Source organism: Pseudomonas sp. R3-57, from assembly GCF_051132065.1.
Lineage (GTDB): Bacteria > Pseudomonadota > Gammaproteobacteria > Pseudomonadales > Pseudomonadaceae > Aquipseudomonas.
The window spans coordinates 5,005,773-5,030,073 of record NZ_CP071655.1 but is presented as its reverse complement, the minus strand read 5'-3'; the positions used below and the strand labels follow the sequence as shown (position 1 = coordinate 5,030,073).

Here is a 24,301-nt window from a genome sequence, read left to right as displayed (position 1 = left end):
CATCAGAAGCGCCAGATCACGTCGATGAATGCGCGGTGCATGTACGAATCGACCTGGCTGCCATAGGCATCACCCGGCTTGAACACACCGCCACGGAATCGCACCAGCGCCGAAGGTTCGTCGATCGACTGGCTCAGCGCCGCCGGCAACAGGCCTTGCTTGAAGTACTTGGTGACGACCAGGTCCATCTCCTGACCCAGGTCCTTGTTGCCGTCTTCAAGCGGCAGCGAGGTGCTGGAAAGGATCGCGCCGGTGACGTCGTCGGTGTTGTTTTCCACGGCGTTGATGCCGTTGCTGCCCACTGGCTTGTTGCCGTCGACACGCCAGAACTTGTGGTAGATCAGGCTGGCGTCGTATTCGTCGTTGACCATCCACGAACCGAACAGGGTCGCGGTCTGCATGTTGTTCATTTCACCGCGGAACGCTTCACCGAAACGGTGTACACGCGAGCGAGTACCGGTGTAGTTGGAGCGGTTGCTCTCCAGGCCGTTCTGTTCGTAATCGGCGCTGGCGCGGGCATAGGCGCCGCCGACTTGCCACTGCGGATCGAGGCGCAGACGCACGCCGACATCGGCCGCCCAGCCGCTGATGTCGTCACTGCGCTTGGCTTGCGCCGGGCGCGTGCCATCGGCATTCAGCGCGTTGACCGTGTCGCGGTCGCCGCTCATGCCAGTGATGCTGCCCCAGTAGTTGACGGTGTTGGTGTTGCGCCAGTTGTAGGCATCGCTGTCAGCGGTCAGGCCGATCCAGCTGATGTCGCCGTTCTCGGTCTTGTCCAGCGAATCACGCGCTACACCCGGTTCGGCGTAATCGAGCTTGCCGTCATCGTGGGTGTGGTGACCGCGAATGCCGACCCACTGGCCCGGCGTCCACTGGTAAGCGGCGTCGGCGTAGGCGTGCAGGCGATCCTTGTCTTTGGGCGCCAGCTCTTTCAGGTCGGTGCGGTATTCGCTGAAGCGCTCGGCCACACCGGCGTTGGCACGCAGCAGGGTGGTGTCGAAGGTCCAGTTCAGCGCTTCGATGTTGGTGTCGCGCCATTGGCCGTCGTCATTGCGCAGACGCTGGCGACCGAACTTGAGGATCTCGCCAGGGTAGGGCGTGAAGCCGCTGTAGCCGACCCAGAATTCGCGCATCGCCAGGTAGTTTTTCTTGGTTTCGCGATCACCGCTGTCGGTGGTTTGCGCACCGTCGGATTGTTGCAGGGTGTCGGTCTCGATGATGTCGGTCGAGGTCACGGCCTGGCCCATGGCGTAGGCGCTCCACGCGCCGCTTTCGCCGTAGATCCACGGACGCAGGTCGAGGCCGACGCCGTTGACGTCGCCGCCACGGGCGGTGCCGAGGTCGCGGTCGTCTTCGGACTGGCCGGTGAGTTTCACTTCCAGGCCGAAGTTCTTGCTTTCAGTCATCGCGGCCAGTGTCGGGCAAGACCAGATCAGCGCGAAAGTGAGGCCAATGCCGGCCTTCACGAATGGGTTCAGCTTCATAGTTTTTCCTCGCCGTCTTCTTCTTGCAGGGCGTGCAGTTGCAGCGTGTTCGGGTTCAGCGAGCCACGGCTGGCTTGCTCTTGTTGCAGCAGGCGGCGAGCTTCAGGCAGACGCTCGGGCGGCAGCTGCGCCTCGAGGGTCGCTGCCAGCTCAGCGGCTTGCGGAGTGTTTTGCGCCTTGGCCAGTTGGCTGAAGACGTACGCGTTGAGCGGATCGGGCTTGGTGCCCTTGCCTTGGGAAAACAGTTGAGCGATGGCGAAGTCGGCACTGTTTTGGCCGTTGCGCGCAGCGGTCAGCAAATGATCGAGGGCCTTCTGCGGATAGACCTTGCCCAGGTAGCCACGGCGATAGATCTGGCCGAGGTAGTAATCGGCGGCGACTTCACGGCCCACGGCTTTCTGGAAATGTTCCTCGGCGACTTTCGCGTCGGCCGGGACCAGTTTGCCTTCGTAGTAGACCTTGCCCAGCAACAGCTCGGCGCGCGGCTGGTCGGCGGCGCGGCCGTTGTCCAGGTACTTCATCATCTGATCGACGTCGCCCAGTTCCGGGAAGTCGTAGAGCAATTGCGCGAGGCTGACCCACGCAGCCGGGTAGCCCGGAGCGATCGGCTCGAGCAGCGACTGCGCAGTTTTCTCGTCGGTCTTGCCCAGGGTCGAATCGGCGAGTACGCGGGCGACCGAATCAACGCGCTGGGCGGTGACGGTGCCACGGCTGTAACCGGCCTGCATCTGCTTGATCAGCTCGGCCTGTTGGTCCGGCTGGCCACGTTTCTGGTAAACGGTGGCCAGTTCGACGTAGCAGATATCGGTGGTGTTGAGCGCGGCCTTGCAGATTTTTTCCACGTCATCCAGATGCTGGTCGTAGGTGCCCTGGGTGCGATACAGCAGCACCTGGGCCAGACCGGCTTCCGGGTAACCGGCCTTGCGCCACTGATCGATCTGCTGCTGGGCGTTGATGTTGGGGAAGCTGTGCGGGTATTGCAGATACAGCATCGCCAGCGGGATCAACGTATTGCCTTCGCCATTGGCGGCGGCTTTTTTCAGCAGGCTTTCGGCTTCGTGGTGCTCGGCTTCCGTCGAGCCCGGTTTGGCCACCAGCAGACGACCGAGACGGGCCTGGGCACGCGGCGACACGCTGGCCGCGGCGCGATAGGTCGCTTCGGCCTGTTTCATTTGTGCCGGGTCGCGGCTGTCGACCTGGATATCGGCCAGGCCGACTTGCGCCTCGCTGTAGCCCAAGTCGGCCAGTTGCTGGTAGTTCTGCGCAGCGGTGGCAGTATCGCCACGCTTGAGCGCTTCGTTAGCCAGACGCTGATCGGGCAGACCGGCGCAACCGGCCAGACTCACCGCCAATGCCAGGGCACACACCGTTCCCTTGTAGGAGTGAGCCTGCTCGCGATGCAAGCGACTCGGTACATCAGACAAACCGCGGCGATCCCATCGCGAGCAGGCTCGCTCCCACAGGGTCGGAGGCGTGTTCAAATTATGCGTAGTCACAGGCATGTCCTCGACTTAAAGACCGGCAGCCATGGCTTTGTCGATCAGCCAGTTCAGGTTCGGGCCACGGTCGCTGTTCACTTCCACCGGGCGGCCGGCGAAGCTGCTGTCGAGCGGCTCGTCAGGCTGGATCTGCACGCGGATGTCCGAGGACAGGTCGGCGCTCTTCAGGCTGGTGCTGCTGACGATCTTGCCGGTGCGGGTCTTGTCTTCGCCGGCGATCTGGAAGCTCACTGGCGTCCCAGGGCGCACGTCGCCGAACTGGCGATAGGAGAAGCGCGCATCAACGGTGGCCTGGGTGTTGCGCGGCACCAATTGGAAGATCACGTCACCCTTGCTCGCGTACTGACCGTCGGCGACCAGTTGCTGGGCCACGGTGCAATCGCATGGCGAAGTCAGGGTGCCGGTCATCTGCTTGCCGAACAGTTCTTCAACCTTGGCCGGGGCCAGTTGGTCTTCGGCCAGATGGCCCTTGAGCACGTCGAGCATGCTGGTGCTGAAGGTCGCCAGCGGCGCGCCTTTGGCGGCAACGCCGTCGGATTTGACCAGGCTTTGCACGGTGCCATCGCGCGGCATGGTGATGTTCATGCCCGGCACGCTGACCAGACCGGCCTGGGCGTGGCTGACGAAGTACATGCCATACACCGATTTGAAGATGAAACCGGCTGCGACCAGACCGACAGCGAAAATACCGGCGCTGAACGTCACCGCTTTCAGACGGCCGAACGCGGTCATGCCGGTGTCGTTGCTCTTGTTCTTGCGCGCCTTGGTGAAGTTGTCGCGCTGCAGGGTCGCCAGCACTTCGCCGATGCTGACGATGTCGCCGGCCAGGTGCGACGTGATCAGGTGACGCAGGGTGGAGATGTCCTGCGGCTCGAGGTTCTGGAACTGGCAACCGGCGCGGCCAGTGGCGCGATCGAAGGAACGCACCTGCAGTTCAACGTCCATGGCCAGGCCGAGGTTGTCGATGACAAATTGCAGACGCGCCTTGTACACCTCGCCGATGGTCAGCGGCATCTGCCCGGCGTTGAACGCCAGACCGCCAGCCGACAGGTCCAAAACCCGCGCTTCGACCGGAGTCCGGTCAGGGCCGAAGAAACGCAGCTTGGCCGGGATTTTCACGCGAGCGTGCTGGCGCTGGGCTTCGGATTCATGCACTACGTTGACGTTGACGGCGGTATTCATAGGGGCGATTTCCTTGTTAATTCAATAGGAGCGGGTCAGACCATCATCAGCAGCACGGCGACAAAAATGCTGCCGGCGGAGAAGGTCATGGTCCGAGACGACCAGGTGTTGAACCAACGTTGAAAGCTGGCGAGGTCACGGGTCAGGGAAGTGGGCTGGCGAGTCCACGATTGTTGGTCGAGGCGGAAAAACACGTAGATCTTCACCAGCGCACCAACGATCTGGTTGTAATACAGAATCGCCGGGTAAGCCGGGCCGATGCGGTGGCCGGAACACGACAGCAACAGCGTCAGGATCAGGCGGGTGATGCCGATCCACAGCAGGTACACGAGGATGAACGCGGTGCCGTACTTGAAGCTGGCGATCAGCGCCACGGTCAGACCGAGCAGGGACGTCCACATCGACACACGCTGGTCAAACAGCACCACCGAAGTGAACGCGCCGAGACGACGGATACCCAGGCCCAGTGCACGCGAGTTCTGCCGCAGGTTGTTGCCGTACCAGCGGAACATCAGCTTGCGGCTGGCCTTGATGAAGCTCTTTTCCGGCGGATGCTCAACGGTGTTGATCGCGGCGTCCGGCACGTAGAAGGTGTCGTAACCCAGGCGCATCAGGCTGAACCAGCTCGACTTGTCGTCACCGGTCAGGAATTTGAAGCGGCCCAGGCGCCAGTGTTGCAGCGAGTCGCTTTCAACGTCGGCGATGAATTCCGGGTTGGTCACCACGGACGCTTTGAACACCGACATACGACCGGTCATGGTCAGTACGCGCTTGGACAAGGCCATCGAGCACATGTTGATGTGGCGCTGGGCGAAGCGCAGCTTGTGCCACTCGCTCATGATGTAGCCGCCGCGCACTTCGCAGAATTCGTTGGTGGTCAGGCCGCCGACGTTGCCGAACAGCTGGAACCACGGCACGGTCTTGCGCACGACGCCTTCGCCGAGCACGGTGTCGCCGTCGATCACGGCCACGACGGCACGATCGTCCGGCAGGTGACGGGAGATCGCGCGGAAACCGAAGGCCAGACCATCACGCTTGCCGGTGCCGGGAATGCGCACGAAATCGAGCTTGACCCGCTCCGGCGGATTCATCCGTGCCCACAGCGCCTTGACCAGCAGCTCGTCGGACATCTCCACGATCGAGCAGACGATGGTGGTCGGCAGATCGCAATCGATGGCTTCGCGGATCACCGAGCTGTAGACCTGCGCGGTAGTCAGCGCGTCAATACGGAAACTGGTGACCATCAGAAACACATGCGATGGATCGGCGGCCTTGCCCAGCTTGCGCACTTTGCGGCGCAGATGCGGGTAGACGATGTAGAGAAAAATCATGCCGCGCACAAAGTGCGTTGCACCCATCGAGTAGCGCCAGATACCCACGGCGCCAATCAGGAAAATGAAGTCCTTCGACTCGGAGTCGAATGTGGACGTGGGCAGCATCAAGGCCAGGCCCATCAGCAGACTGAGATAAAAAAGCCAGCCGGCTGATTGCAGAAAAAAATGTTTGAGCTTGGTCATAACCGTCATCCGAAGGTAAGGGAAGCCGCAAGTTGCAAGCTTCAAGCTGCAAGCCAATCGCGTTGACTTGCAGCTCGACGCTTGTCGCTTGGCGCTGCGTTACCAGCAAATACCTTCGGTGCGGCTACCGGCGCTGGTGGCCTTGGACATGAAGCCCACCAGGTCGATGACTTGCTTGCCCTGCGGCGCTTCCTGGGCCAGCGAACGGAATTTCTCGTCGCGGTTGCCGAGGATGATCACGTCGGAGTTGTCGATCACCGAATCGAAGTCCGAGTTGAGCAGGGACGATACGTGCGGGATTTTCGACTCGATGTAGTCTTTGTTCGCGCCGTGAACACGAGCGTATTCGACGTTGCTGTCGTAGATGCTCAGGTCGTAACCCTTGCCGATCAGCATTTCGGCCAGTTCGACCAGCGGGCTTTCGCGCAGGTCGTCGGTGCCGGCCTTGAAGCTCAGACCGAGCAGGGCGACTTTGCGTTTTTCATGGCTTTCAACGATGTCGAAAGCGTTCTGCACTTGCGATTCGTTACTGCGCATCAGCGAGTTGAGCAGCGGCGCTTCGACGTCCAGGGAACCGGCGCGGTAGGTCAGGGCGCGGACGTCTTTTGGCAGGCACGAGCCGCCGAAGGCGAAGCCTGGACGCATGTAGTACTGGGACAGGTTGAGGGTCTTGTCCTGGCAGACCACTTCCATCACTTCACGGCCATCGACGCCGACCGCTTTGGCGATGTTGCCGATCTCGTTGGCGAAGGTCACTTTGGTCGCGTGCCAGACGTTGCAGGTGTACTTGATCATTTCGGCAACGGCGATGTCCTTGCGGATGATCGGTGCGTCGAGTTCTTCGTACAGCGATTGCAGAACGTCACCGGAGGCGGTGTCGAACTCGCCGATGACCGTCATCGGTGGCTGATCGTAGTCAGCGATTGCAGTGGATTCGCGCAGGAACTCAGGGTTGACCGCAACGCCGAAGTCGACGCCGGCTTTCTTGCCCGAGCAGTCTTCGAGAATGGGGATTACCACGTTGGCCACGGTGCCCGGCAGAACGGTGCTGCGCACGACGATGGTGTGACGGGTGGTTTTTTCACGCAGAACAAACCCGATCTCGCGGCATACCGCTTCGATGTAGTTGAGTTCCAGGTCGCCGTTTTTTTTGCTCGGTGTACCGACGCAGATCATCGACAGGTCGGTGTCGCGAATGGCTTCGGCGAAGTTGGTCGTGCCGCGCAGACGACCGGTCTGGATTCCCTGTTGTAGAAGTTCGCCCAGACCCGGTTCAACGATCGGCGATTTACCGGCGTTGATCATGTCGATCTTGTCTTTGGCAACATCGACGCCAACTACGTCATGGCCCCGTGCAGACAGGCAACCGGCACATACTGCGCCAACGTAACCCAAACCAAATATGCTGATGCGCATCGCAATTACCTCTGTATATATCAGGCCTTAGAGGCCGGAGTTAATGGTGTTCAGCGGACACTAGTGCACTCGAAAGTGTGGCTTACAGGCGCCACAATGCCGTGTGCAGGCATACTAAGTTTCGAGTGTCTAAATAAGTGCACTCAAGATGTGCGCAACCAGGCCTTATTGTTATGACTTGCCCTGTTATGCAGCGGATCTTCTTTCTGAAGACTCTTGTGCAATCGTCTTGCGCGCTTGATGCGGAGATGAAAATCCTTGTAAATCAAGCGGTTCAGTGCTCAGGCGAGCACGTTTAAAGGATACGACCATGGCCTTTGCAGGGGATATCAATGGTGCGTATCGCCTGTCCATCGTTTCGTTTTCAGATCGGTTAGTCATCTAGTCAAGTTGCTGTGACAACTTGGTTACATGGCTATCTGCTCTGCGTAAGTTATCTCGTACAAACTCGCCGAGAATCGTTACCGGTGGTATGAGCTACGCATTTGGACATAGTTCCTGTCCGCTCATCGTGCCATCTGAAATTTTTTGAAATATTGGTAAAGATGGCACTGCTTTCAATTTGATAGCACTAGCGATTTCGCCCTTTAGTTCTGGGGCTTTAAGCGCGCTAGATAGTTTTGTGCCACTACTGCAAAAAAATTTAGGTGCCACTACTGAAAAAACTGACGAGTGTCGAGTGAAAGAAATCTTAGAAAAGACAGGGGTATTTTTTTGGCGCCATTAAACCGGCGAAATGCGGCGGGAAGTTTCTGACATCGTGCGAGGTGCACGACTCTGGATGAAAAGAGTCGTGCATTGGGCATGCTTTATTCCGGGGCGTGATCTCGCAGAAACACCAGATTGTCGGGTTTCGACTGCTCGGCACTGAAGCGATAGCCCTGCACATCGAAGTGCTTGAGCTGCGCTGGATCGTTGATCTTTTCCTGGATCACGAAACGGCTCATCAGACCGCGGGCCTTTTTCGCGTAGAAACTGATGATTTTGTACTGACCGTTCTTCTGATCCTTGAACTCGGTATTGATGATCCGCGCATTCAGGGCGGTGCGTTTGACGGCCGAGAAGTACTCGTTGGAAGCGAGGTTGAGCAGCACATCATCGCCTTGTTCAGCCAGCGCTTCGTTGAGCCATTCGCTGATGCGTGTGCCCCAGAAGGCATACAGGTCTTTGCCCCGGGCGTTGGCCAGTTTGGTGCCCATTTCCAGGCGATAGGCTTGCATCAGGTCGAGGGGGCGCAGCAGGCCGTAAAGGCCCGAGAGCATGCGCAGGTGTTTCTGCGCGTAATCGAAATCAGCTTCGCCGAAGGATTGCGCGTCCAGACCGGTGTAGACGTCGCCTTTGAAAGCGAGCAATGCCTGCTTGGCATTCTCTGGCGTGAAGGCCGGCGTCCAGCTACCGAAACGCGCGGCATTGAGCCCGCCGATCTTGTCGGATACGTGCATCAGCTCGCTGATTTGCGCCGGGCTCAGCTCGCGCAATTGCTGGATCAGCTCCTGGGAGTGGTCCAGGTATTGCGGCTGGGTAAAGCGCTGGGTCGCCGGCGGTGTTTCGTAATCGAGGGTCTTGGCGGGGGAAATCACCATCAGCATGAAGTCGTCTCCTTTAATCGTGGGGGCGATTCTAGGGGGTTGGCGGGGTTGACTCCAGCTATGGGGGTTATAGGTCGGTGCAAGGGCCGGGATTTGCGACGGCTGGTGGATCTTTCCCTCACCCCAGCCCTCTCCCTTTGGGAGAGGGCTGGGGTGAGGGTAGCGACCTTGAACCATGCACATCAGCTATAGTGCCGCGCGGGTTTTGTTATGGAGACGTCCCCTTGCGCATTGTTCTTTTATTCACCGCCTGGCTGCTGAGTGTCGCTGCCGTCGCGGCGCCCGGTGATCCGGCGACGCTGGATCGCACGACCTGGCCGGAGCAGCTCAGCAGTCCGACCCTGTTCGACGTCGCGTCACGCGCAGAAATCCTCATGTTTGCCCGTGGCCTGCTCGGCACCGAGTCGATCGACGAGGCCGCACTGGCCCAGCGCCTCGGCCTGCGCACGGTGAATATCGATGCGGTCAACCAGCTGCGCCAGCGCCTGTGGCAACGCCTGCTCACCAACTACAACCATGCCCAGCAAAGCTGCGACCAGGACGCCTCGTTCTGCTTCCTCGTCGAAGACCTGCCGACCCTGCGTGAGCAAGCCGCCAAGTTTGTGGTCAGCGACGACAGCTATTACACCAAGTGGGCCGAACCGAGCCGGATCTTCCATCTGCAATATCTGTATGAACTGCTGCGCAAGGCTGCGCTGTTTCCGCAGACCAGCAGCGAAGTCGATCGTTTCGGCGACTATGAGCGCAACGGCGACGACATGCACGATCGCCTGTTTCTGCTGACCTTCGACAGCGCCGCCAACGTCCAACCGGACAACACCGACTGGCTCACCGAGTACCTGCGCAAATCCAATATGAGCGGCACGTTCTTCGTATTGGGCAAGGATATTCAGGCGCGGCTGGCCGATCGTTCGGTCAGCAGCCTGCAAGCGAGTTTTTCGACCCAGTGCGTAGGCGTGCAAGGCTGGGAGTTTCGCTCTCACAGCCACTGGCAGGACTGGCAGGATTCGGTGCGGCGCAGTGCCGATCTGGTGAAGAGCAAGTTGCCGGAGAACTACGTACCGCTGTTCCGCCCGCCGGAAGGCCAGCGCCGCAGCGATGCACAAGGCTTCTTCAATGCCCAGGGCCTGCAAGTGGCGCTGTGGGACATGGACGCTCAGGACGGCGCCGGCCGACTCAGAGGCGCGGCGAGCGCGCAGCGAGTCCTGACCCTGATGCTGTTGTGGCGCCACGGAGTGATCAATTTCAACATGAAGCAGGATGCGGTGAAGACCTCGTTGCCGTGGCTGATCACGCAAACCGCGCAAAGCGGCATCGGCTGGGAAGACTGTCAGGACGCGTTTCGATGAAAACGCCAAAGGGCCCGAAAACATTGGGCTTGGGCTGATTTTTCGAAGGGATTCGATGCTGGCGGACTTCCGACTTTAGCGGTGTCTGGCGAGTCCGCCAAGGGCTTTTCGTCACTCTGCAAAATAAACTTAAAAAAACCGTCAAAGTACTTTTTTATGTCATCGGTTTTGGAGTATTACGAAGACAGACCGCCGAAACCTGCAACACAGGTGGCGTCTTCCAAGACCCGTTTGTTTGCAGTCACTTGAATCTCCGCAGGTGAGATTTCGGCAGTCACTTCGAGGCGCAGCACCGCTCAGGTATTGCGTCTACTGGCTCTGACATAGGTGACCGAGTATGGATGATCACGGACGTAGCCCTTCCTCCAACCAGCCAATCCTGTATGTACTCGATACCAACGTATTGATTCACGATCCAAACGCCCTGCTGAATTTCGAAGAACACCACGTTGCCATCCCGATGACCGTGCTCGAAGAACTCGACAAGCTCAAGAGCGGGCACCACAGCGTTGCCGCCGAATGCCGCCAGGCCATCCGGCTGATCGACAAGACCCTGGGCGATGCGTCACCCGAAGACGTTGAACTGGGTGTGCCGATCCAGCGCGGCAAGGGTGGACCGAAGGGCTTGCTGTCAATTCTGATGAGCAAGCAGGCCGAATCGAACCTGATTCTGCCCGAGCACCTGAACGACAACAAAATCATCAACCAACTGATCGACCTGCACGCCCGCGACCCGCACAAACCGGTGGTGCTGGTCACCAAAGACATCAACATGCGCCTCAAGGCGCGCGCCTGCGGCATCGATGCCGAGGATTACAGCACCGACCAACTGGTCGATGACGTGTCCCTGCTGCCCAACGGCTACCACACCATGACCGGCTCGTTCTGGGACCGCGTGAGCAAGGTCGACACCCGCCAGGATCACGGCCGCACCTGGCATCAAGTGCAACTGATCGACAACCTGCCGGCAGTGCACATCAACGAGTTCATCATCGACGAACAGGGGTTCGTCGGCTGGATCAAGGAGATCGACGAGGCCAAGCTGCTGATTCTCGATCTGCATCAGGAACCGCTGCTGCACCAAGAGGCCTGGGGGCTTAAGCCACGCGACATCTACCAAAGCCTGGCACTTTATGCGCTGCTCGACCCCGACATTCACCTGGTCAATCTGTCCGGCGCTGCCGGTTCCGGTAAAACCATTCTGGCCCTGGCCGCGGCGATCGAGCAGACCATGGTCAGCAAGCGCTACCGGCGCATCATCGCCACCCGCAGCGTGCAGGGCCTGGACCAGGAAATCGGCTTCCTGCCCGGCACCGAAGCGGAAAAAATGGAGCCTTGGCTGGGCGCCATCACCGACAACCTCGAAGCCTTGCACATGGATGACGAAAACACCCATGGCAGCGTCGATTACATCCTCAGCAAAGTGCCGTTGCAGTTCAAATCGCTCAACTACATTCGCGGTCGCAGCTTCCAGCAGAGCCTGATCCTGATCGACGAATGCCAGAACCTCACGCCACATCAGATGAAAACCATCATCACCCGTGCCGGCGCCGGTTCGAAAGTGGTGTGCCTGGGCAACCTCGCACAGATCGATACCCCTTACCTGTCCGCGACCAGCTCCGGGCTGACCTACCTGACCGAACGCTTCAAGGATTTCCCCAACGGTGTACACATCACCCTGCAAGGGGTGCCTCGCTCGATTCTGGCTGAATACGCCGAATCGCATTTGTAACCCATCACCCACAACCGGGCGGCCCAAAAGCCGCCCGTTTTTTATGCCGAACACAAAACCAAATGTAGGAGTGAGCCTGCTCGCGATAGCGGTGCATCAGCCAACATGAATGTTGAATGTCATACCGCTATCGCGAGCAGGCTCACTCCTACAGGGATTTAGGGTGAGGCGGTAATCGCGCTCGCGGATATCTGACCCACGGGTTTACAATCCACGCTCCTGATCAGGAGTAATTCCGTGCTGACTCATCTCGATTCCCAAGGTCGCGCCAACATGGTCGACGTCACCGAAAAAGCCGTGACGTTCCGTGAAGCGACGGCCCAAGCGCTGGTGCGCATGCTCCCCGAAACCCTGCAGATGATCGTCAGCGGCGGTCATCCCAAGGGGGATGTGTTTGCCGTGGCGCGCATCGCCGGCATTCAGGCGGCGAAGAAAACCAGCGATCTGATTCCGCTGTGCCATCCGCTGATGCTCACCGGCGTCAAGGTCGAGCTGAGCGCCGAAGGTGTAGACAGCGTGCGCATTGTTGCCCGCTGCAAGCTCTCCGGGCAGACCGGCGTCGAGATGGAAGCGCTGACCGCCGCCAGCGTCGCCGCCCTGACCATCTATGACATGTGCAAGGCCGTGGACCGCGGCATGACCATCGAAAGCGTGCGTCTGCTGGAGAAGGTTGGCGGCAAGAGCGGCCACTTTCAGGCTGAGCAGCCATGAACCTGACCGTGAAGTTTTTCGCCCGTTATCGGGAAGCGCTGGGCGTCGATTCGGTAAAGGTTGAAGGCGATTTTGCTACGGTCGATGACGTGCGCAGTCTGTTGGCACAACGTGACGGCTTCGAGGTGTTGCGCGAGCAGAACCTGATGTGCGCCCGCAACGAAGACCTCTGCCAGCTCGACGAACCGGTAGTCGATGGCGACGAAGTGGCGTTTTTCCCCACCGTGACCGGAGGCTGAGCCATGGCGATTCGCGTGCAGGCCATGCCGTTCGATCCGGGTATTGAAGTCAATGCGATGCACGCGGCCAACGTCGGCGTCGGTGCGGTGGTGAGTTTTGTCGGCTATGTGCGCGACTTCAACGACGGGCTCGATGTCGCGGGGATGTTTCTCGAGCACTATCCGGGCATGACCGAAAAAGCCTTGGACAAGATCGCCGTCGAAGCCGAACAGCGCTGGCCACTGCTCAAGCTGGAAGTGCTGCATCGCATCGGCGCGCTGGAGCCGGGCGAGCCGATCGTCTTCGTCGGCGCCGCCAGCGCCCATCGCCAGGCCGCCTTCGACGCCTGCGCCTTCGTCATGGACTACCTGAAAACCCGCGCGCCGTTCTGGAAGAAAGAAAACACCAGCGACGGCCCGCGCTGGGTGGAAGGGCGCGACAGTGATCATGCGGCTGCGGATCGCTGGAAAAAGTAGTCCTGTAGTGTTCTTCACTCAGTCATCGCTGGCAAGCCAGCTCCCACAGGGTTTTGCAGCGTGCACATATTTTTTGCGCACCGCTGAAACTGTGGGAGCTGGCTTGCCAGCGATGGGGCCATCTGCAACACCCAAAATCTCTCCTTTCTTTAATTGACGATATGTACGTGTAAGTCCAATATGGATTTATAAGTACAAAAAAGCATCGCCTCCGTTTCAGCTCTTTCTTGCCAAACCAACAACAACCCCGCGAGAGAACGAACATGAAGAAACTCCCCCTCATCACCGGTCTGGCCCTCAGTCTGTTGGCCTGCGCCAGCACCTTTGCCGCCGAGAGAACCCTGCGCATCGGCATCGAAGCCGCCTACCCACCATTCGCCTCGAAAACCGACAAGGGGGAAATCGTCGGGTTCGACTACGACATCGGCAATGCGCTGTGCGCACAGATGAAGGTCAAATGTGTGTGGGTCGAGGGTGAGTTCGACGGGCTGATTCCGTCGTTGAAAGTGAAGAAGATCGACATGGCGCTGTCGTCGATGACCATCAACGAAGATCGCAAGAAGTCAGTGGATTTCACTCACAAGTATTACTTCACTTCTTCGCGTCTGGTGATGAAAGAAGGCGCTAGCGTCGATGATCAGTACGCCAGCCTCAAGGGCAAGAACGTCGGCGTCCAGCGCGCGACCACCACTGACCGGTTTGCCACCGAGGTATTCGAGCCCAAGGGCGTTAACGTCAAGCGTTACAGCAACAACGAAGAGATCTACATGGATCTCGCGGCAGGGCGGCTCGATGCGATCTTTGCCGACACCATTCCGTTGAATGACTTTCTGTCGATGCCGCGCGGCAAGGGCTATGCGTTTGTCGGACCTGAACTGAAGGACCCGAAGTATGTTGGTGAAGGCGCGGGGATCGCGGTGCGCAAGGGCAATTCAGAACTGGTCAGCCAGTTGAACGGAGCCATTGATGGCATTCGTGCGAGTGGCGAGTATCAGAAGATTTCCGAGAAGTATTTCAAAGTTGATATCTACGGCGATTGATAGTCCGCTATCGCTGGCAAGCCAGCTCCCACAGGATTTGTGCGCGCCACAAAACCCCTGTGGGAGCTGGCTTGCCAGCGATGGGGCCGGATTGCCAATGTAAATCTCTAACCCTTCACTTCCTTCAAATGCTTGTACACCGTCGCCCGCCCCATATTCAGCACATTGGCCACATAATTCGAGGCACTCTTGCCCTTGAACGCGCCCTCGGCGTGCAGCGCCAGCACCAGTTCACGTTTGTGATCGCGGTTCAGCACATTCAGGCTCAACTGGCGTTCGCGCAGCCAGGCATGCAGGAAGGTGTTGATGCGTTCCTGCCAGTCATCGCGAAACAGGGCGTCCGGTTGCGGGATCAGTTTGCTCGGCGAGAGGAACAGGTCGAGCGCTGCCTTGGCATTTTCGAACAATGAAATATTCAGGTTGATGCACAGCACCGCCAGCGGTGCGCCTTCGCTGTCGCGCAGGACGCTGCTCAGGCTGCGGATCTTCTGACCGTCCCAATTGAGCTTTTCGTACGGGCCGATGTTGCGATCGCTGACATCCTCGCTGAGCATGTCTTCCAGTGACGAATCGTCGCCGATTTCGCGTTTTGACAGGTTGTTGGCGATGTAGTCGACCTTTTGCGTGCGCAGGTCATGCAGCACCACTTCGGCGTGGGGGAAAAACAGCGTGGCGATGGCATCGGCGATGGCACGGAAGTTATCCAGCGCCGGGTCGAATTCGGGGGCGGTCATGACAGTGGAGCTCCAGGCAGCGTCAACGCCTCCGTGATCAGGAGGCGCAGGGAGTGTGCCGCAATCCGTGGCGCGCGTCACCGCACGGATTCAGCGCAGGCGAGCAGGGGAGAGCATGGCGCTGTTCAGCCCGAATTGCTCCAAGTGTTCGGGCAGTGGCTGGCCACGCACCAGTGCTGCGCTGGCCTGGCCCATCGCTGGCGACGTCTGAATGCCGTAGCCACCCTGCGCCGCGACCCAGAACAACCCCGGCACCTGCGGATCGAAACCGCTGAGTAAATCGCCGTCGGCGACGAAGCTGCGCAAACCGGCCCAGGTGCGGGTCGGACGGCGAATGGTCAGGGTGGTGGCTTCTTCGATCTGATAGATGCCCATGGCGATGTCCAGTTCTTCGGGCTGGACATCATGCGGCTCGACCGGATCGGCATTGGCCGGCGAGCCGAGGAACATCCCGGCATCGGGCTTCATGTAGAAGGATTCGTCGAGGCTGACCAGCATCGGCCAATGATGAATATCGACGCCCTCGGGCCCGGCGAAGATGAACGCGGCGCGGCGTTTCGGTTGCAGGCCCAGCGCAGTTGCACCGGCCATGACACCGATCTTGTCGGCCCATGCGCCGGCGGCGTTGATGAGCACCGGGGCGCTGAACGTCTGGCCGTTGGTTCGAACGTGCCACAACCCCTCGGCGTCGCGGCTCAGGCCGAGCACTTCACAATCGGTGTGCACTTCGCCGTTGTGACGGCGGATGCCGCGCAGGTAACCCTGATGCAGGGCATCGGTATCGATATCGCTGGCGCTCGGATCGTAGATGGCGCCGTGGACCTTTTCCCGGCGCAGAATCGGCAGGCGCGCGCAGGCTTCGTCGGCGCTGAGCAGTTGCATCTGCGGCACGGTGGCTTTGGCACTGAGGTATTGGTTGTTCAATTCGGCGGCGTCACCGGTGAAATCCACAGTCATTTCGCCGCGTGGCGTCAGCAATGGGTGTTCGCAGAAACCGGCCGGTGGATGGTCGAAAAACGCGCGGCTGGCTTGAGTCAGCGCGCGCACCTGTGGCGTGCCATAAGCCGCGGTGAACAGCGCGGCGGAGCGGCCAGTGGAGTGATAGGCCGGATGGGATTCACGCTCGAGGACAATGACTTTGGCGTGTGGCGACAGCCAGAAACCGGTGGAAGCGCCGGCAATTCCGCCGCCGATGATGATGAAATCTGCCTGGCTCATGAAAAACTCCGGGGTCTACACATTATCCAGAATTGCACTGTCCCCTGTAGGAGTGAGCCTGCTCGCGATAGCGGTATATCAGACGATTCATCATTGAATGGTAAATCGCTATCGCGAGCAGGCTCACTCCTACAGGGGCTTTGTGTGTTCAGTGAAGGAGGTGATAAACGGCATTGGCCAGGGCAATGTCCTCCAGCCCCAAACCGATCGAGCGGAAAAACACATGACGCCGGTAATCGGGACGCTGCACCTTCTCGCTGAGCAGATCCGCCAGGTCGCCCACAATTGAATCTTTGCTCCAGCCATGCTGCTCAGCCGCAATCAGCATTTCACCCGCCGAACCCGGCGTGGTCATACGATAGTCGCAGAACACCTGCATGTCGTTGAGGCTTTGCGGCGGCACTTCGTGAGCGCGCGGGGCGTTGGTGCTGATCGAGGTAATCAGTGCCGGTCTGCTCAACTTGGCCGGGTCGATCACCGGCCCGGCGGACGACGTGCACAGCATGATGACGTCTGCATCGGCGAGAGCGGTTTCGCGGCTGACGGCGATTTTCAGCCCGGGCGCGATGGCTTTCAATGCGGCCTGTGTTTCAGCATCTCCCAGCAGGGACGGTGAATACACGTTGATGCTCTTCCACTCACGCAACGTTTTCACGTAGTGCAGATGCGCCTGGGCCACCTTGCCACTGCCGATGATAGCCAGCCGAGTGGCGTTTAAGGGGGCGAGGACATCGACGGCTACAGCGGTGGTCGCTGCAGTCCGTGCGGTGGTCAGTTCGCCGGCATCGCACAGCAGCAGCGGCTGGCCGGTTTTCATCGACATCAGCAGTGTCCACGCGGTCACCAGCGCGCCTTGCTCGCGCACGATGTACGGCGAAGTCTTCACGCCGTACACGCCGTCTTCAGCCAGCACGCCTAGATAGTTGATGAAATCGCCAGCGCCTTGGGGAAAATCCACCAGTTGCTGCGCCGGTTGTACCGCACTGCCCGCCGCGAGATCACGGAACAGCTTGCGCAAAATCTGCGGCACATCGATCTGGGCCAGCAGTTCACGGGCTTGGGCCTGATCAATGACGTAGGGCGTGCTGGACATGATGCGCTCCGAAATTGAACTTATTTTTCCATTATGGACTTTTAGTTCTTTCGAGCAATACGCGGGCGAAAAAAAAGCGCAGTCCGTTGCCGGCTGCGCTTTTTTGTCGAGCGTCGCTTACTGCGGACGCGTGCGCTCAACCGGGCGCAGCAGATGCGTCGGCGGCGTTTCACAGCTGATCTTGCGGCCGAGCTTTTCTTCGATGGACGGCAACTGGTAGGAGTCGTCCTCACCGGCGAAGCTGATCGACACACCATCGGCCCCGGCGCGACCGGTACGACCGATGCGGTGCACGTAATCGTCCGGGACTTCCGGCAGGGTGAAGTTGATCACGTGGCTGATGCCGTCGATGTGAATGCCGCGACCGGCCACATCGGTAGCAACCAGCACGCGAATCTTGCCTTCGCGGAAACCTTCCAGGGTCTTGATGCGCTTGTGCTGCGGTACGTCGCCCGACAGTTGCGCGGCGTTGATGCCGTCGCGCACCAGACGTTCTTCGATACGCCGCACTTCGTCCTTGCGGTTGGCAAACACGATGACCCGTTCCCAGCCGTTATCGTTGACCAGGTTGAAGAGCAGTTTGTATTTGTCAGCCCCGGCCACCGCGTAGATGTGCTGCTCGACGTTTTCGTTGGCAACATTGGTGACTTCGATTTCGACAATGGCCGGATCGGTGGTCCACTGCTTGGCGAGGTTCATCACGTCTTCGGTGAAGGTCGCGGAAAACAGCAGGGTCTGGCGCTCGGACTTCGGCGGGGTCTGGCGAATGATCTGCCGCACCTGCGGGATGAAACCCATGTCGAGCATGCGGTCGGCTTCGTCCAGCACCATCACTTCGACCATGTCCAGGTGCACGTCGCCACGCTGGTTGAAATCGAGCAAGCGGCCCGGGGTCGCCACGAGAATGTCGCAGTGCCGCGCTTCGAGGTGCTTGAGCTGCTTATCGAAATCCATGCCGCCGACAAAGGTCATCACATTAAGACCGGTGTACTTGGTCAGGTCAGCGGCGTCCTTGGCGATCTGCACCACCAGCTCACGGGTCGGCGCGATGATCAGCGCACGGGGTTCGCCCATGTAGCGTTCTTTCGGCGGTGGCGTCTGCAACAGCTGGGTGATGATCGAAATCAGAAACGCGGCGGTCTTGCCGGTGCCGGTCTGCGCGCGGCCGATGGCGTCTTTGCCGGCGAGGGTGTAACCGAGCACCTGCGCCTGGATCGGCGTGCAGTACGGAAAACCGAGATCCTGGATGGCGTGCATCAGTTCTGGTGAGAGCTTGAAGTCGTGGAAGCGGGTTTTGCCTTCCTGGGGCTCGACGACGAAGTCCTCGAGTTTCCATGGAATCACCGGGGCCTTGGGCTTCGGTTCGCGGCGTGGTCTGGCCGGTTTCGGCGCTTCGCTGCGTGCGGGCTCGGCGGCGGTTGACGCGGCCGTGGCGGGTTGCGGCGGTTGTTTCGGTTCTGGCTTCGGTGCCGCTACAGAAGTAGGGCGGTCGGCCTGCGGGGCATCGTTGCGATGACCGGCGGCGTGCGACGGCGCACTGGGAACTGGCGCGAGCTGCTCAGCCTCGCTTTTACCGAACATCTTCTTGAGTGCTTTGAGCACGGTCATCTCATCAATTGGTTAAGGAATGTACGCCGGCCAGTGTAATGCAAGAAACGGGCGCGGCGTAGGGGGAGGCGCAAAGGCTGCCAATAAAGCCGACGCTTAGCGCAGGCGTTCGCTCAACCAGACACCGATGTCGCGAATTTCTTCGGGTAACACTTCGTGCTCCATTGGGTATTCCTGCCATGTCACGGTGACACCATGCTTGAGCAAATGCTCATAGGCGCTGCGGCCCATCGAGTTCTGCACCACGCCGTCGAACTGGCCATGCAGGCACAGCGCCGGAATCCGCTGCTGACTGGCGGATAATTCCATCTCGTCACTGAAGGTCGGCGCGTACGTCGACAGCGCCAAAACCCCACCCAATGGTCCCTGCCATTTCACAAAAGCGGTGTGCAGTACGACAGCGCCGCCCTGGGAAAAACCGGCGAGAAAGATCCGCGAGGCGTCTATTCCGCTGGCGCGCTCGGTTTCGATCAATTCGATGATGCGATCCGCCGACGCTTCCAACTGGTCACGGTCGATCGCCCGGGCCGGGCTCATGGCTTTGATGTCGTACCAGCTGGGCATGGCATATCCGCCATTTATCGTCACGGGAAGGGTCGGCGCCTGTGGCAGCACAAAGCGTGTGCTCAGCAGACTTTCCTGCAGCGCCTCGGCCACCGGCAGGAAGTCGTAGCGGTCGGCGCCGAGGCCGTGCAGCCAGATCACGCAGGCATCTGCGGGCTTAACAGGCTGAAGAATCAAGGGCTCGGTCATGGCTGCTCCAAAAATGTGCGGGCGCTCTCATTGAGTGCGTGATCGAAGTGCGCGCCCGGTTGATCCGTTAAGAAGATGTCGCAAGGTTACAAGTTTTGCTATTGACGTGTCGCGCAATCACTTTGGCAAGCGGTGTGGTACGGCGTTTGCTATGGAGGTTTCTGTACGAAGCGTCCTACGCGTGGCGGTAACACTGTCAGTCTACGTCGCGCGATGGGACAGCAACGAATCCGGTGATGGATGTTCGCCAATGGCCGCTACGGGCTTAGCGAACGTGAAAGGGCTACAGCCCGTTCGGCCGATTGGTGAGAAGTGAGTGATCCATGATGTGGATTTTCTCCTACTAGACTCATAGCGAAGGTCTTACGTCGGTTGACCCCAAAAAAAGCCAACACGGGTCAACAACGCCTCAAAAGGGTGCGACTGGACTCAAGCTCCGACACAACAAGAGCAAAACTGGAGGTTTGAATGAAGATGTTGAAATCCACCCTGGCGGTCGTGACTGCTGCAGCAGTGCTCGGCGTCAGCGGGTTCGCTCAGGCGGGTGCAACCCTGGATGCGGTACAAAAGAAAGGTTTCGTGCAGTGTGGCGTGAGCGACGGTCTGCCAGGCTTCTCGGTACCGGATGCAACCGGCAAGATCCTCGGCATCGACGCTGACGTCTGCCGCGCTGTGGCCGCCGCCGTTTTCGGTGACGCGAGCAAGGTCAAGTTCAGTCAGTTGAACGCCAAGGAGCGCTTCACCGCGCTGCAATCGGGCGAGATCGACATCCTCTCGCGCAACACCACCATGACCAGTTCGCGTGATGCGGGCATGGGCCTGAAATTCCCGGGCTTCATCACCTACTACGACGGCATTGGCTTCCTGGTTAACAACAAGCTGGGCGTGAAAAGTGCCAAAGAGCTGGACGGCGCGACCATCTGCATCCAGGCCGGTACCACCACCGAGCTGAACGTTTCCGACTACTTCCGCGGCAACGGTCTGAAATACACCCCGATCACTTTCGACACCTCCGATGAAAGCGCCAAGTCGCTGGAATCCGGTCGTTGCGACGTGCTGACCTCCGACAAGTCGCAGCTGTTCGCCCAGCGCAGCAAGCTGGCCTCGCCGAAGGACTACGTGGTTCTGCCGGAAACCATTTCCAAAGAACCGTTGGGCCCGGTTGTGCGTAACGGCGACGACGAGTGGCTGGCCATCGTGCGTTGGGTCGGCTACGCGCTGCTCAACGCTGAAGAGGCCGGCATCACTTCGAAGAACGTCGAAGCAGAAGCCAAGTCGACCAAGAACCCGGACGTGGCCCGTATGCTCGGCGCTGACGGCGAATACGGCAAAGACCTGAAACTACCGAAGGACTGGGTAGTACAGATCGTCAAACAAGTCGGCAACTACGGCGAAATCTTCGAGAAAAACCTCGGCAAGAGCACTCCGCTGGAAATCGACCGCGGCTTGAATGCCCTGTGGAACAACGGCGGCATTCAGTACGCACCACCAGTGCGCTAATGGTTCTATCGCCCGGCGGGCCAACCGCCGGGTGATGTTCTTGTTCCATTTCTTCCGGGGCACTTCATGCAAAATTCAATCGGCGCACCAAAGCAGAGGCTCAGCCTCAGCGATCCACGAGTGCGTGCGTGGCTATTCCAGATCATCACCGTTGTGGCGGTGGTCTCGCTTGGCTGGTACCTGTTCGACAATACGCAAACCAACCTTCAGCACCGGGGCATCACCTCCGGCTTCAGCTTTCTGGAGCGCAGTGCCGGGTTCGGCATCGCTCAACACCTGATCGACTACACCGAAGCGGACAGCTATGCCCGCGTCTTCGTCATCGGGCTTCTCAACACTTTGCTGGTGACCGTGATCGGTGTGGTTCTGGCAACCATCCTCGGTTTCATCATCGGTGTGGCGCGGCTGTCGCAAAACTGGATCATTGCCAAACTGGCGACGGTTTATGTGGAAGTGTTCCGCAACATTCCGCCGCTGCTGCAAATTCTGTTCTGGTACTTCGCGGTGTTCCTGACCATGCCGGGGCCGCGCAACAGCCACAACTTCGGCGACACCTTCTTCGTCAGCAGCCGTGGCCTGAACATGCCGGCCGCACTGGCTGCCGATGGCTTCTGGGCCTTCGTGATGAGCATTGTGGTGGCGATCGTCGGCATCGTGCTGATGACCCGCTGGGCCAACAAGCGCTTCGAAGACACCGGCGTGCCGTTCCACAAGTTCTGGGCCGGCCTGGCGATCCTGCTGGTGATCCCGACCTTGTGCGCGCTGATTTTCGGCGCTCCGCTGCATTGGGAAATGCCTGAGCTCAAGGGCTTCAACTTTGTCGGTGGCTGGGTGTTGATTCCGGAACTGCTGGCGTTGACCCTGGCCCTGACCGTGTATACCGCGGCGTTTATCGCCGAGATCGTGCGTTCCGGGATCAAGTCGGTCAGCCACGGCCAGACCGAAGCGGCGCGTTCGCTCGGCCTGCGCAACGGCCCGACCCTGCGCAAGGTGATCATTCCGCAAGCCTTGCGCGTGATCATTCCGCCGCTGACCAGCCAATACCTGAACCTGGCGAAGAACTCTTCGCTGGCGGCCGGTATCGGTTATCCGGAAATGGTTTCGCTGTTCGCCGGCACTGTGCTCAACCAGACCGGCCAGGCGATCGAAGTGATTGCCATCACCATGAGCGTCTACCTGGCGATCAGTATCAGCATTTCCCTGCTGATGAACTGGTACAACAAGCGCATTGCGCTGATCGAGCGGTAAGGAAAAGCGCATGAGTACTCATACTTTCAAACCCGACATGCCACCACCGAACAGCAGCATTGGCGTGGTCGCATGGATGCGCGCGAACATGTTCTCCAGCTGGCTCAATACCCTGCTGACCCTGTTTGCGTTCTATCTGATTTATCTGGTTGTGCCGCCGATCCTCAGCTGGGCGATTGTGGATGCCAACTGGGTTGGCACCACGCGCGCCGACTGCACCAAGGAAGGCGCCTGCTGGGTGTTCATTCAGCAGCGTTTCGGCCAGTTCATGTACGGCTACTACCCGACCGAACTGCGCTGGCGCGTCGACCTGACCGTGTGGCTGGCGGTCATCGGCGCAGCACCGCTGTTCATCTCGCGGGTGCCGCGTAAAGCGGTCTACGGGCTGTGCTTCCTGGTGTTGTACCCAATCATTGCCTTTACCTTGCTGCATGGCGGTTTTGGCATGACCACCGTGCCGACCAGCCAGTGGGGTGGCCTGATGCTGACCCTGGTGATCGCCACGGTCGGTATCGCCGGAGCGTTGCCGCTGGGCATCGTACTGGCGCTGGGGCGGCGCTCGAACATGCCGGCAATTCGCGTGGTCTGTGTGACCTTCATCGAATTCTGGCGCGGCGTGCCGTTGATCACCGTGCTGTTCATGTCCTCAGTGATGCTGCCGCTGTTCCTGCCCGAAGGCATGAACTTCGACAAGCTGCTGCGTGCACTGATCGGGGTGATCCTGTTCCAGTCGGCCTATGTTGCCGAAGTGGTGCGCGGCGGCCTGCAAGCGATCCCCAAAGGCCAATACGAAGCCGCAGCGGCAATGGGCCTCGGTTACTGGCGCTCGATGGGCCTGGTGATTCTGCCGCAAGCCCTGAAGCTGGTGATTCCCGGCATCGTCAACACGTTCATTGCGCTGTTCAAGGACACCAGCCTTGTGATCATCATCGGCCTCTTCGACCTGCTCAACAGCGTCAAGCAAGCCGCTGCCGATCCGAAATGGCTGGGCATGGCCACCGAAGGCTACGTGTTCGCCGCCCTGGTGTTCTGGATTTTCTGTTTTGGTATGTCGCGCTATTCCATGCATCTGGAACGCAAGCTCGACACTGGCCACAAGCGTTAGGAGTTCTCTGTAAATGAGCGAAGCAATCAAAAAGCCTGTGGGCCCTGAAGGCATCATCCAGATGCAGGGCGTCAACAAGTGGTACGGCCAGTTCCACGTACTGAAAGACATCAACCTCAATGTCAAACAGGGCGAGCGTATCGTCCTGTGCGGGCCATCGGGCTCGGGCAAATCGACGACGATTCGTTGCCTGAATCGTCTTGAAGAACACCAGCAGGGCCGCATCGTTGTCGATGGCGTGGAGCTGACCAACGACCTCAAGCAGATCGAAGCGATCCGCCGCGAAGTTGGCATGGTGTTCCAGCACTTCAATCTGTTCCCGCACCTGACCATTCTGCAGAACTGTACCCTGGCGCCGATGTGGGTGCGCAAGATGCCCAAGCGCAAGGCCGAGGAAATCGCCATGCACTACCTGGAACGCGTACGCATTCCGGAGCAGGCGCATAAATACCCGGGGCAGTTGTCCGGCGGTCAACAACAGCGTGTGGCGATCGCCCGCGCGCTGTGCATGAAGCCGAAAATCATGCTGTTCGACGAGCCGACTTCGGCGCTCGATCCGGAGATGGTGAAGGAAGTGCTCGACACCATGATCGGTCTCGCGGAAGACGGCATGACCATGCTCTGCGTGACCCACGAAATGGGCTTTGCCCGCACCGTGGCGAACCGCGTGATCTTCATGGACAAGGGCGAGATCGTTGAGCAGGCGGCGCCGAACGATTTCTTCGACAATCCGCAGAATGACCGGACGAAGTTGTTCCTGAGTCAGATTCTGCATTGATGGTTGATGTGTGAAACCAACCCGGCCATGTGCCGGGTTGTTTTTTTGGG

21 protein-coding genes are annotated in these 24,301 nt (G+C 59.5%); 10 read left to right on the top strand and 11 right to left on the bottom strand.

What is annotated here, in order from left to right:
* Positions 1–2: 2 nt before the first annotated feature.
* From J3P93_RS22690 to yaaA, 6 genes are all read right to left on the bottom strand, one after another.
* Positions 3–1,484: an alginate export family protein gene (locus J3P93_RS22690; protein ID WP_206415459.1), complete on the bottom strand. Its 1,482-nt coding sequence runs from the start codon at positions 1,482–1,484 to the stop codon at positions 3–5.
* Entirely contained in the window at positions 1,481–2,986 is a 1,506-nt protein-coding gene (gene algK / locus J3P93_RS22685) for an alginate biosynthesis TPR repeat lipoprotein AlgK (RefSeq protein WP_434592119.1), read from the bottom strand. The genes J3P93_RS22690 and algK overlap by 4 nt, the downstream gene beginning before the upstream one ends.
* A 9-nt stretch (positions 2,987–2,995) precedes the next feature.
* Positions 2,996–4,165, bottom strand: coding sequence for an alginate biosynthesis protein Alg44 (locus tag J3P93_RS22680; protein WP_090281864.1), 1,170 nt, complete (start codon positions 4,163–4,165; stop codon positions 2,996–2,998).
* A gap of 35 nt (positions 4,166–4,200) precedes the next feature.
* Positions 4,201–5,682 (bottom strand): mannuronan synthase, encoded by a 1,482-nt coding sequence (alg8, locus tag J3P93_RS22675; protein ID WP_172833293.1) that lies wholly within the window; start codon positions 5,680–5,682, stop codon positions 4,201–4,203.
* Positions 5,683–5,781: 99 nt separating this feature from the next.
* Positions 5,782–7,098, bottom strand: a complete 1,317-nt coding sequence (locus J3P93_RS22670; RefSeq protein ID WP_016771595.1) for a nucleotide sugar dehydrogenase — start codon at positions 7,096–7,098, stop codon at positions 5,782–5,784.
* 809 nt (positions 7,099–7,907) lie between these two features.
* Positions 7,908–8,687 (bottom strand): peroxide stress protein YaaA, encoded by a 780-nt coding sequence (yaaA, locus tag J3P93_RS22665; RefSeq protein WP_434592115.1) that lies wholly within the window; start codon positions 8,685–8,687, stop codon positions 7,908–7,910.
* Between the two features lie 224 nt (positions 8,688–8,911).
* Here yaaA and J3P93_RS22660 point away from each other — a divergent pair, with 224 nt between their 5' ends.
* The 6 genes from J3P93_RS22660 to J3P93_RS22635 all read left to right on the top strand — a co-directional run bounded on the left by J3P93_RS22660 (position 8,912) and on the right by J3P93_RS22635 (position 14,214).
* On the top strand, positions 8,912–10,036 hold the full coding sequence (locus tag J3P93_RS22660; protein ID WP_434592113.1) for a polysaccharide deacetylase family protein: 1,125 nt from the start codon (positions 8,912–8,914) through the stop codon (positions 10,034–10,036).
* A 337-nt stretch (positions 10,037–10,373) separates the two neighbouring features.
* On the top strand, positions 10,374–11,768 hold the full coding sequence (locus J3P93_RS22655; protein ID WP_434592110.1) for a PhoH family protein: 1,395 nt from the start codon (positions 10,374–10,376) through the stop codon (positions 11,766–11,768).
* A gap of 237 nt (positions 11,769–12,005) precedes the next feature.
* Complete coding sequence (gene moaC, locus J3P93_RS22650; protein ID WP_281877459.1) at positions 12,006–12,479, top strand: cyclic pyranopterin monophosphate synthase MoaC; 474 nt, start codon at positions 12,006–12,008, stop codon at positions 12,477–12,479.
* The gene (locus tag J3P93_RS22645) at positions 12,476–12,718 is read left to right on the top strand and encodes a MoaD/ThiS family protein (RefSeq protein WP_434592106.1); all 243 of its coding nucleotides are present in this window, start codon (positions 12,476–12,478) and stop codon (positions 12,716–12,718) included. The genes moaC and J3P93_RS22645 overlap by 4 nt, the downstream gene beginning before the upstream one ends.
* A gap of 3 nt (positions 12,719–12,721) precedes the next feature.
* The gene (moaE, locus tag J3P93_RS22640; protein ID WP_434592103.1) at positions 12,722–13,174 is read left to right on the top strand and encodes a molybdopterin synthase catalytic subunit MoaE; all 453 of its coding nucleotides are present in this window, start codon (positions 12,722–12,724) and stop codon (positions 13,172–13,174) included.
* 263 nt (positions 13,175–13,437) lie between these two features.
* Positions 13,438–14,214, top strand: a complete 777-nt coding sequence (locus J3P93_RS22635; RefSeq protein WP_434592100.1) for an ABC transporter substrate-binding protein — start codon at positions 13,438–13,440, stop codon at positions 14,212–14,214.
* A gap of 107 nt (positions 14,215–14,321) precedes the next feature.
* Here J3P93_RS22635 and J3P93_RS22630 read toward each other — a convergent pair whose 3' ends face one another.
* The 5 genes from J3P93_RS22630 to J3P93_RS22610 form a co-directional block, all read right to left on the bottom strand.
* Positions 14,322–14,948 (bottom strand): helix-turn-helix transcriptional regulator, encoded by a 627-nt coding sequence (locus J3P93_RS22630; RefSeq protein ID WP_434592097.1) that lies wholly within the window; start codon positions 14,946–14,948, stop codon positions 14,322–14,324.
* A gap of 90 nt (positions 14,949–15,038) precedes the next feature.
* Entirely contained in the window at positions 15,039–16,166 is a 1,128-nt protein-coding gene (locus J3P93_RS22625) for an NAD(P)/FAD-dependent oxidoreductase (RefSeq protein ID WP_434592094.1), read from the bottom strand.
* Positions 16,167–16,314: 148 nt separating this feature from the next.
* Positions 16,315–17,259: an ornithine cyclodeaminase family protein gene (locus tag J3P93_RS22620; protein ID WP_434592091.1), complete on the bottom strand. Its 945-nt coding sequence runs from the start codon at positions 17,257–17,259 to the stop codon at positions 16,315–16,317.
* 117 nt (positions 17,260–17,376) lie between these two features.
* Positions 17,377–18,867 (bottom strand): ATP-dependent RNA helicase RhlB, encoded by a 1,491-nt coding sequence (gene rhlB / locus J3P93_RS22615; protein ID WP_434592088.1) that lies wholly within the window; start codon positions 18,865–18,867, stop codon positions 17,377–17,379.
* Positions 18,868–18,963: 96 nt separating this feature from the next.
* Positions 18,964–19,620 (bottom strand): alpha/beta hydrolase, encoded by a 657-nt coding sequence (locus J3P93_RS22610; RefSeq protein WP_332762819.1) that lies wholly within the window; start codon positions 19,618–19,620, stop codon positions 18,964–18,966.
* A 468-nt stretch (positions 19,621–20,088) separates the two neighbouring features.
* Between J3P93_RS22610 and J3P93_RS22605 the strand changes: the two genes are divergently transcribed.
* The 4 genes from J3P93_RS22605 to J3P93_RS22590 all read left to right on the top strand — a co-directional run bounded on the left by J3P93_RS22605 (position 20,089) and on the right by J3P93_RS22590 (position 24,251).
* Positions 20,089–21,120 (top strand): amino acid ABC transporter substrate-binding protein, encoded by a 1,032-nt coding sequence (locus tag J3P93_RS22605; RefSeq protein WP_090281876.1) that lies wholly within the window; start codon positions 20,089–20,091, stop codon positions 21,118–21,120.
* Between the two features lie 66 nt (positions 21,121–21,186).
* Positions 21,187–22,368, top strand: a complete 1,182-nt coding sequence (locus J3P93_RS22600; RefSeq protein WP_434592084.1) for an amino acid ABC transporter permease — start codon at positions 21,187–21,189, stop codon at positions 22,366–22,368.
* A gap of 10 nt (positions 22,369–22,378) precedes the next feature.
* Positions 22,379–23,473 (top strand): amino acid ABC transporter permease, encoded by a 1,095-nt coding sequence (locus J3P93_RS22595; protein WP_090281878.1) that lies wholly within the window; start codon positions 22,379–22,381, stop codon positions 23,471–23,473.
* A gap of 13 nt (positions 23,474–23,486) precedes the next feature.
* Complete coding sequence (locus tag J3P93_RS22590) at positions 23,487–24,251, top strand: amino acid ABC transporter ATP-binding protein (protein ID WP_016771581.1); 765 nt, start codon at positions 23,487–23,489, stop codon at positions 24,249–24,251.
* The last annotated feature ends 50 nt before the right edge of the window (positions 24,252–24,301 follow it).

Excerpts from the sequence above, each read along its gene's own strand:
- J3P93_RS22690 (WP_206415459.1), bottom strand. The coding sequence starts at position 1,484 with ATGAAGCTGAACCCATTCGTGAAGGCCGGCATTGGCCTCACTTTCGCG.
- algK (WP_434592119.1), bottom strand. The coding sequence starts at position 2,986 with ATGCCTGTGACTACGCATAATTTGAACACGCCTCCGACCCTGTGGGAG.
- J3P93_RS22680 (WP_090281864.1), bottom strand. The coding sequence starts at position 4,165 with ATGAATACCGCCGTCAACGTCAACGTAGTGCATGAATCCGAAGCCCAG.
- alg8 (WP_172833293.1), bottom strand. The coding sequence starts at position 5,682 with ATGACCAAGCTCAAACATTTTTTTCTGCAATCAGCCGGCTGGCTTTTT.
- J3P93_RS22670 (WP_016771595.1), bottom strand. The coding sequence starts at position 7,098 with ATGCGCATCAGCATATTTGGTTTGGGTTACGTTGGCGCAGTATGTGCC.
- yaaA (WP_434592115.1), bottom strand. The coding sequence starts at position 8,687 with ATGCTGATGGTGATTTCCCCCGCCAAGACCCTCGATTACGAAACACCG.
- J3P93_RS22655 (WP_434592110.1), top strand. The coding sequence starts at position 10,374 with ATGGATGATCACGGACGTAGCCCTTCCTCCAACCAGCCAATCCTGTAT.
- J3P93_RS22645 (WP_434592106.1), top strand. The coding sequence starts at position 12,476 with ATGAACCTGACCGTGAAGTTTTTCGCCCGTTATCGGGAAGCGCTGGGC.
- moaE (WP_434592103.1), top strand. The coding sequence starts at position 12,722 with ATGGCGATTCGCGTGCAGGCCATGCCGTTCGATCCGGGTATTGAAGTC.
- J3P93_RS22635 (WP_434592100.1), top strand. The coding sequence starts at position 13,438 with ATGAAGAAACTCCCCCTCATCACCGGTCTGGCCCTCAGTCTGTTGGCC.
- J3P93_RS22630 (WP_434592097.1), bottom strand. The coding sequence starts at position 14,948 with ATGACCGCCCCCGAATTCGACCCGGCGCTGGATAACTTCCGTGCCATC.
- J3P93_RS22625 (WP_434592094.1), bottom strand. The coding sequence starts at position 16,166 with ATGAGCCAGGCAGATTTCATCATCATCGGCGGCGGAATTGCCGGCGCT.
- J3P93_RS22620 (WP_434592091.1), bottom strand. The coding sequence starts at position 17,259 with ATGTCCAGCACGCCCTACGTCATTGATCAGGCCCAAGCCCGTGAACTG.
- rhlB (WP_434592088.1), bottom strand. The coding sequence starts at position 18,867 with ATGACCGTGCTCAAAGCACTCAAGAAGATGTTCGGTAAAAGCGAGGCT.
- J3P93_RS22610 (WP_332762819.1), bottom strand. The coding sequence starts at position 19,620 with ATGACCGAGCCCTTGATTCTTCAGCCTGTTAAGCCCGCAGATGCCTGC.
- J3P93_RS22605 (WP_090281876.1), top strand. The coding sequence starts at position 20,089 with ATGAAGATGTTGAAATCCACCCTGGCGGTCGTGACTGCTGCAGCAGTG.
- J3P93_RS22600 (WP_434592084.1), top strand. The coding sequence starts at position 21,187 with ATGCAAAATTCAATCGGCGCACCAAAGCAGAGGCTCAGCCTCAGCGAT.
- J3P93_RS22595 (WP_090281878.1), top strand. The coding sequence starts at position 22,379 with ATGAGTACTCATACTTTCAAACCCGACATGCCACCACCGAACAGCAGC.
- J3P93_RS22590 (WP_016771581.1), top strand. The coding sequence starts at position 23,487 with ATGAGCGAAGCAATCAAAAAGCCTGTGGGCCCTGAAGGCATCATCCAG.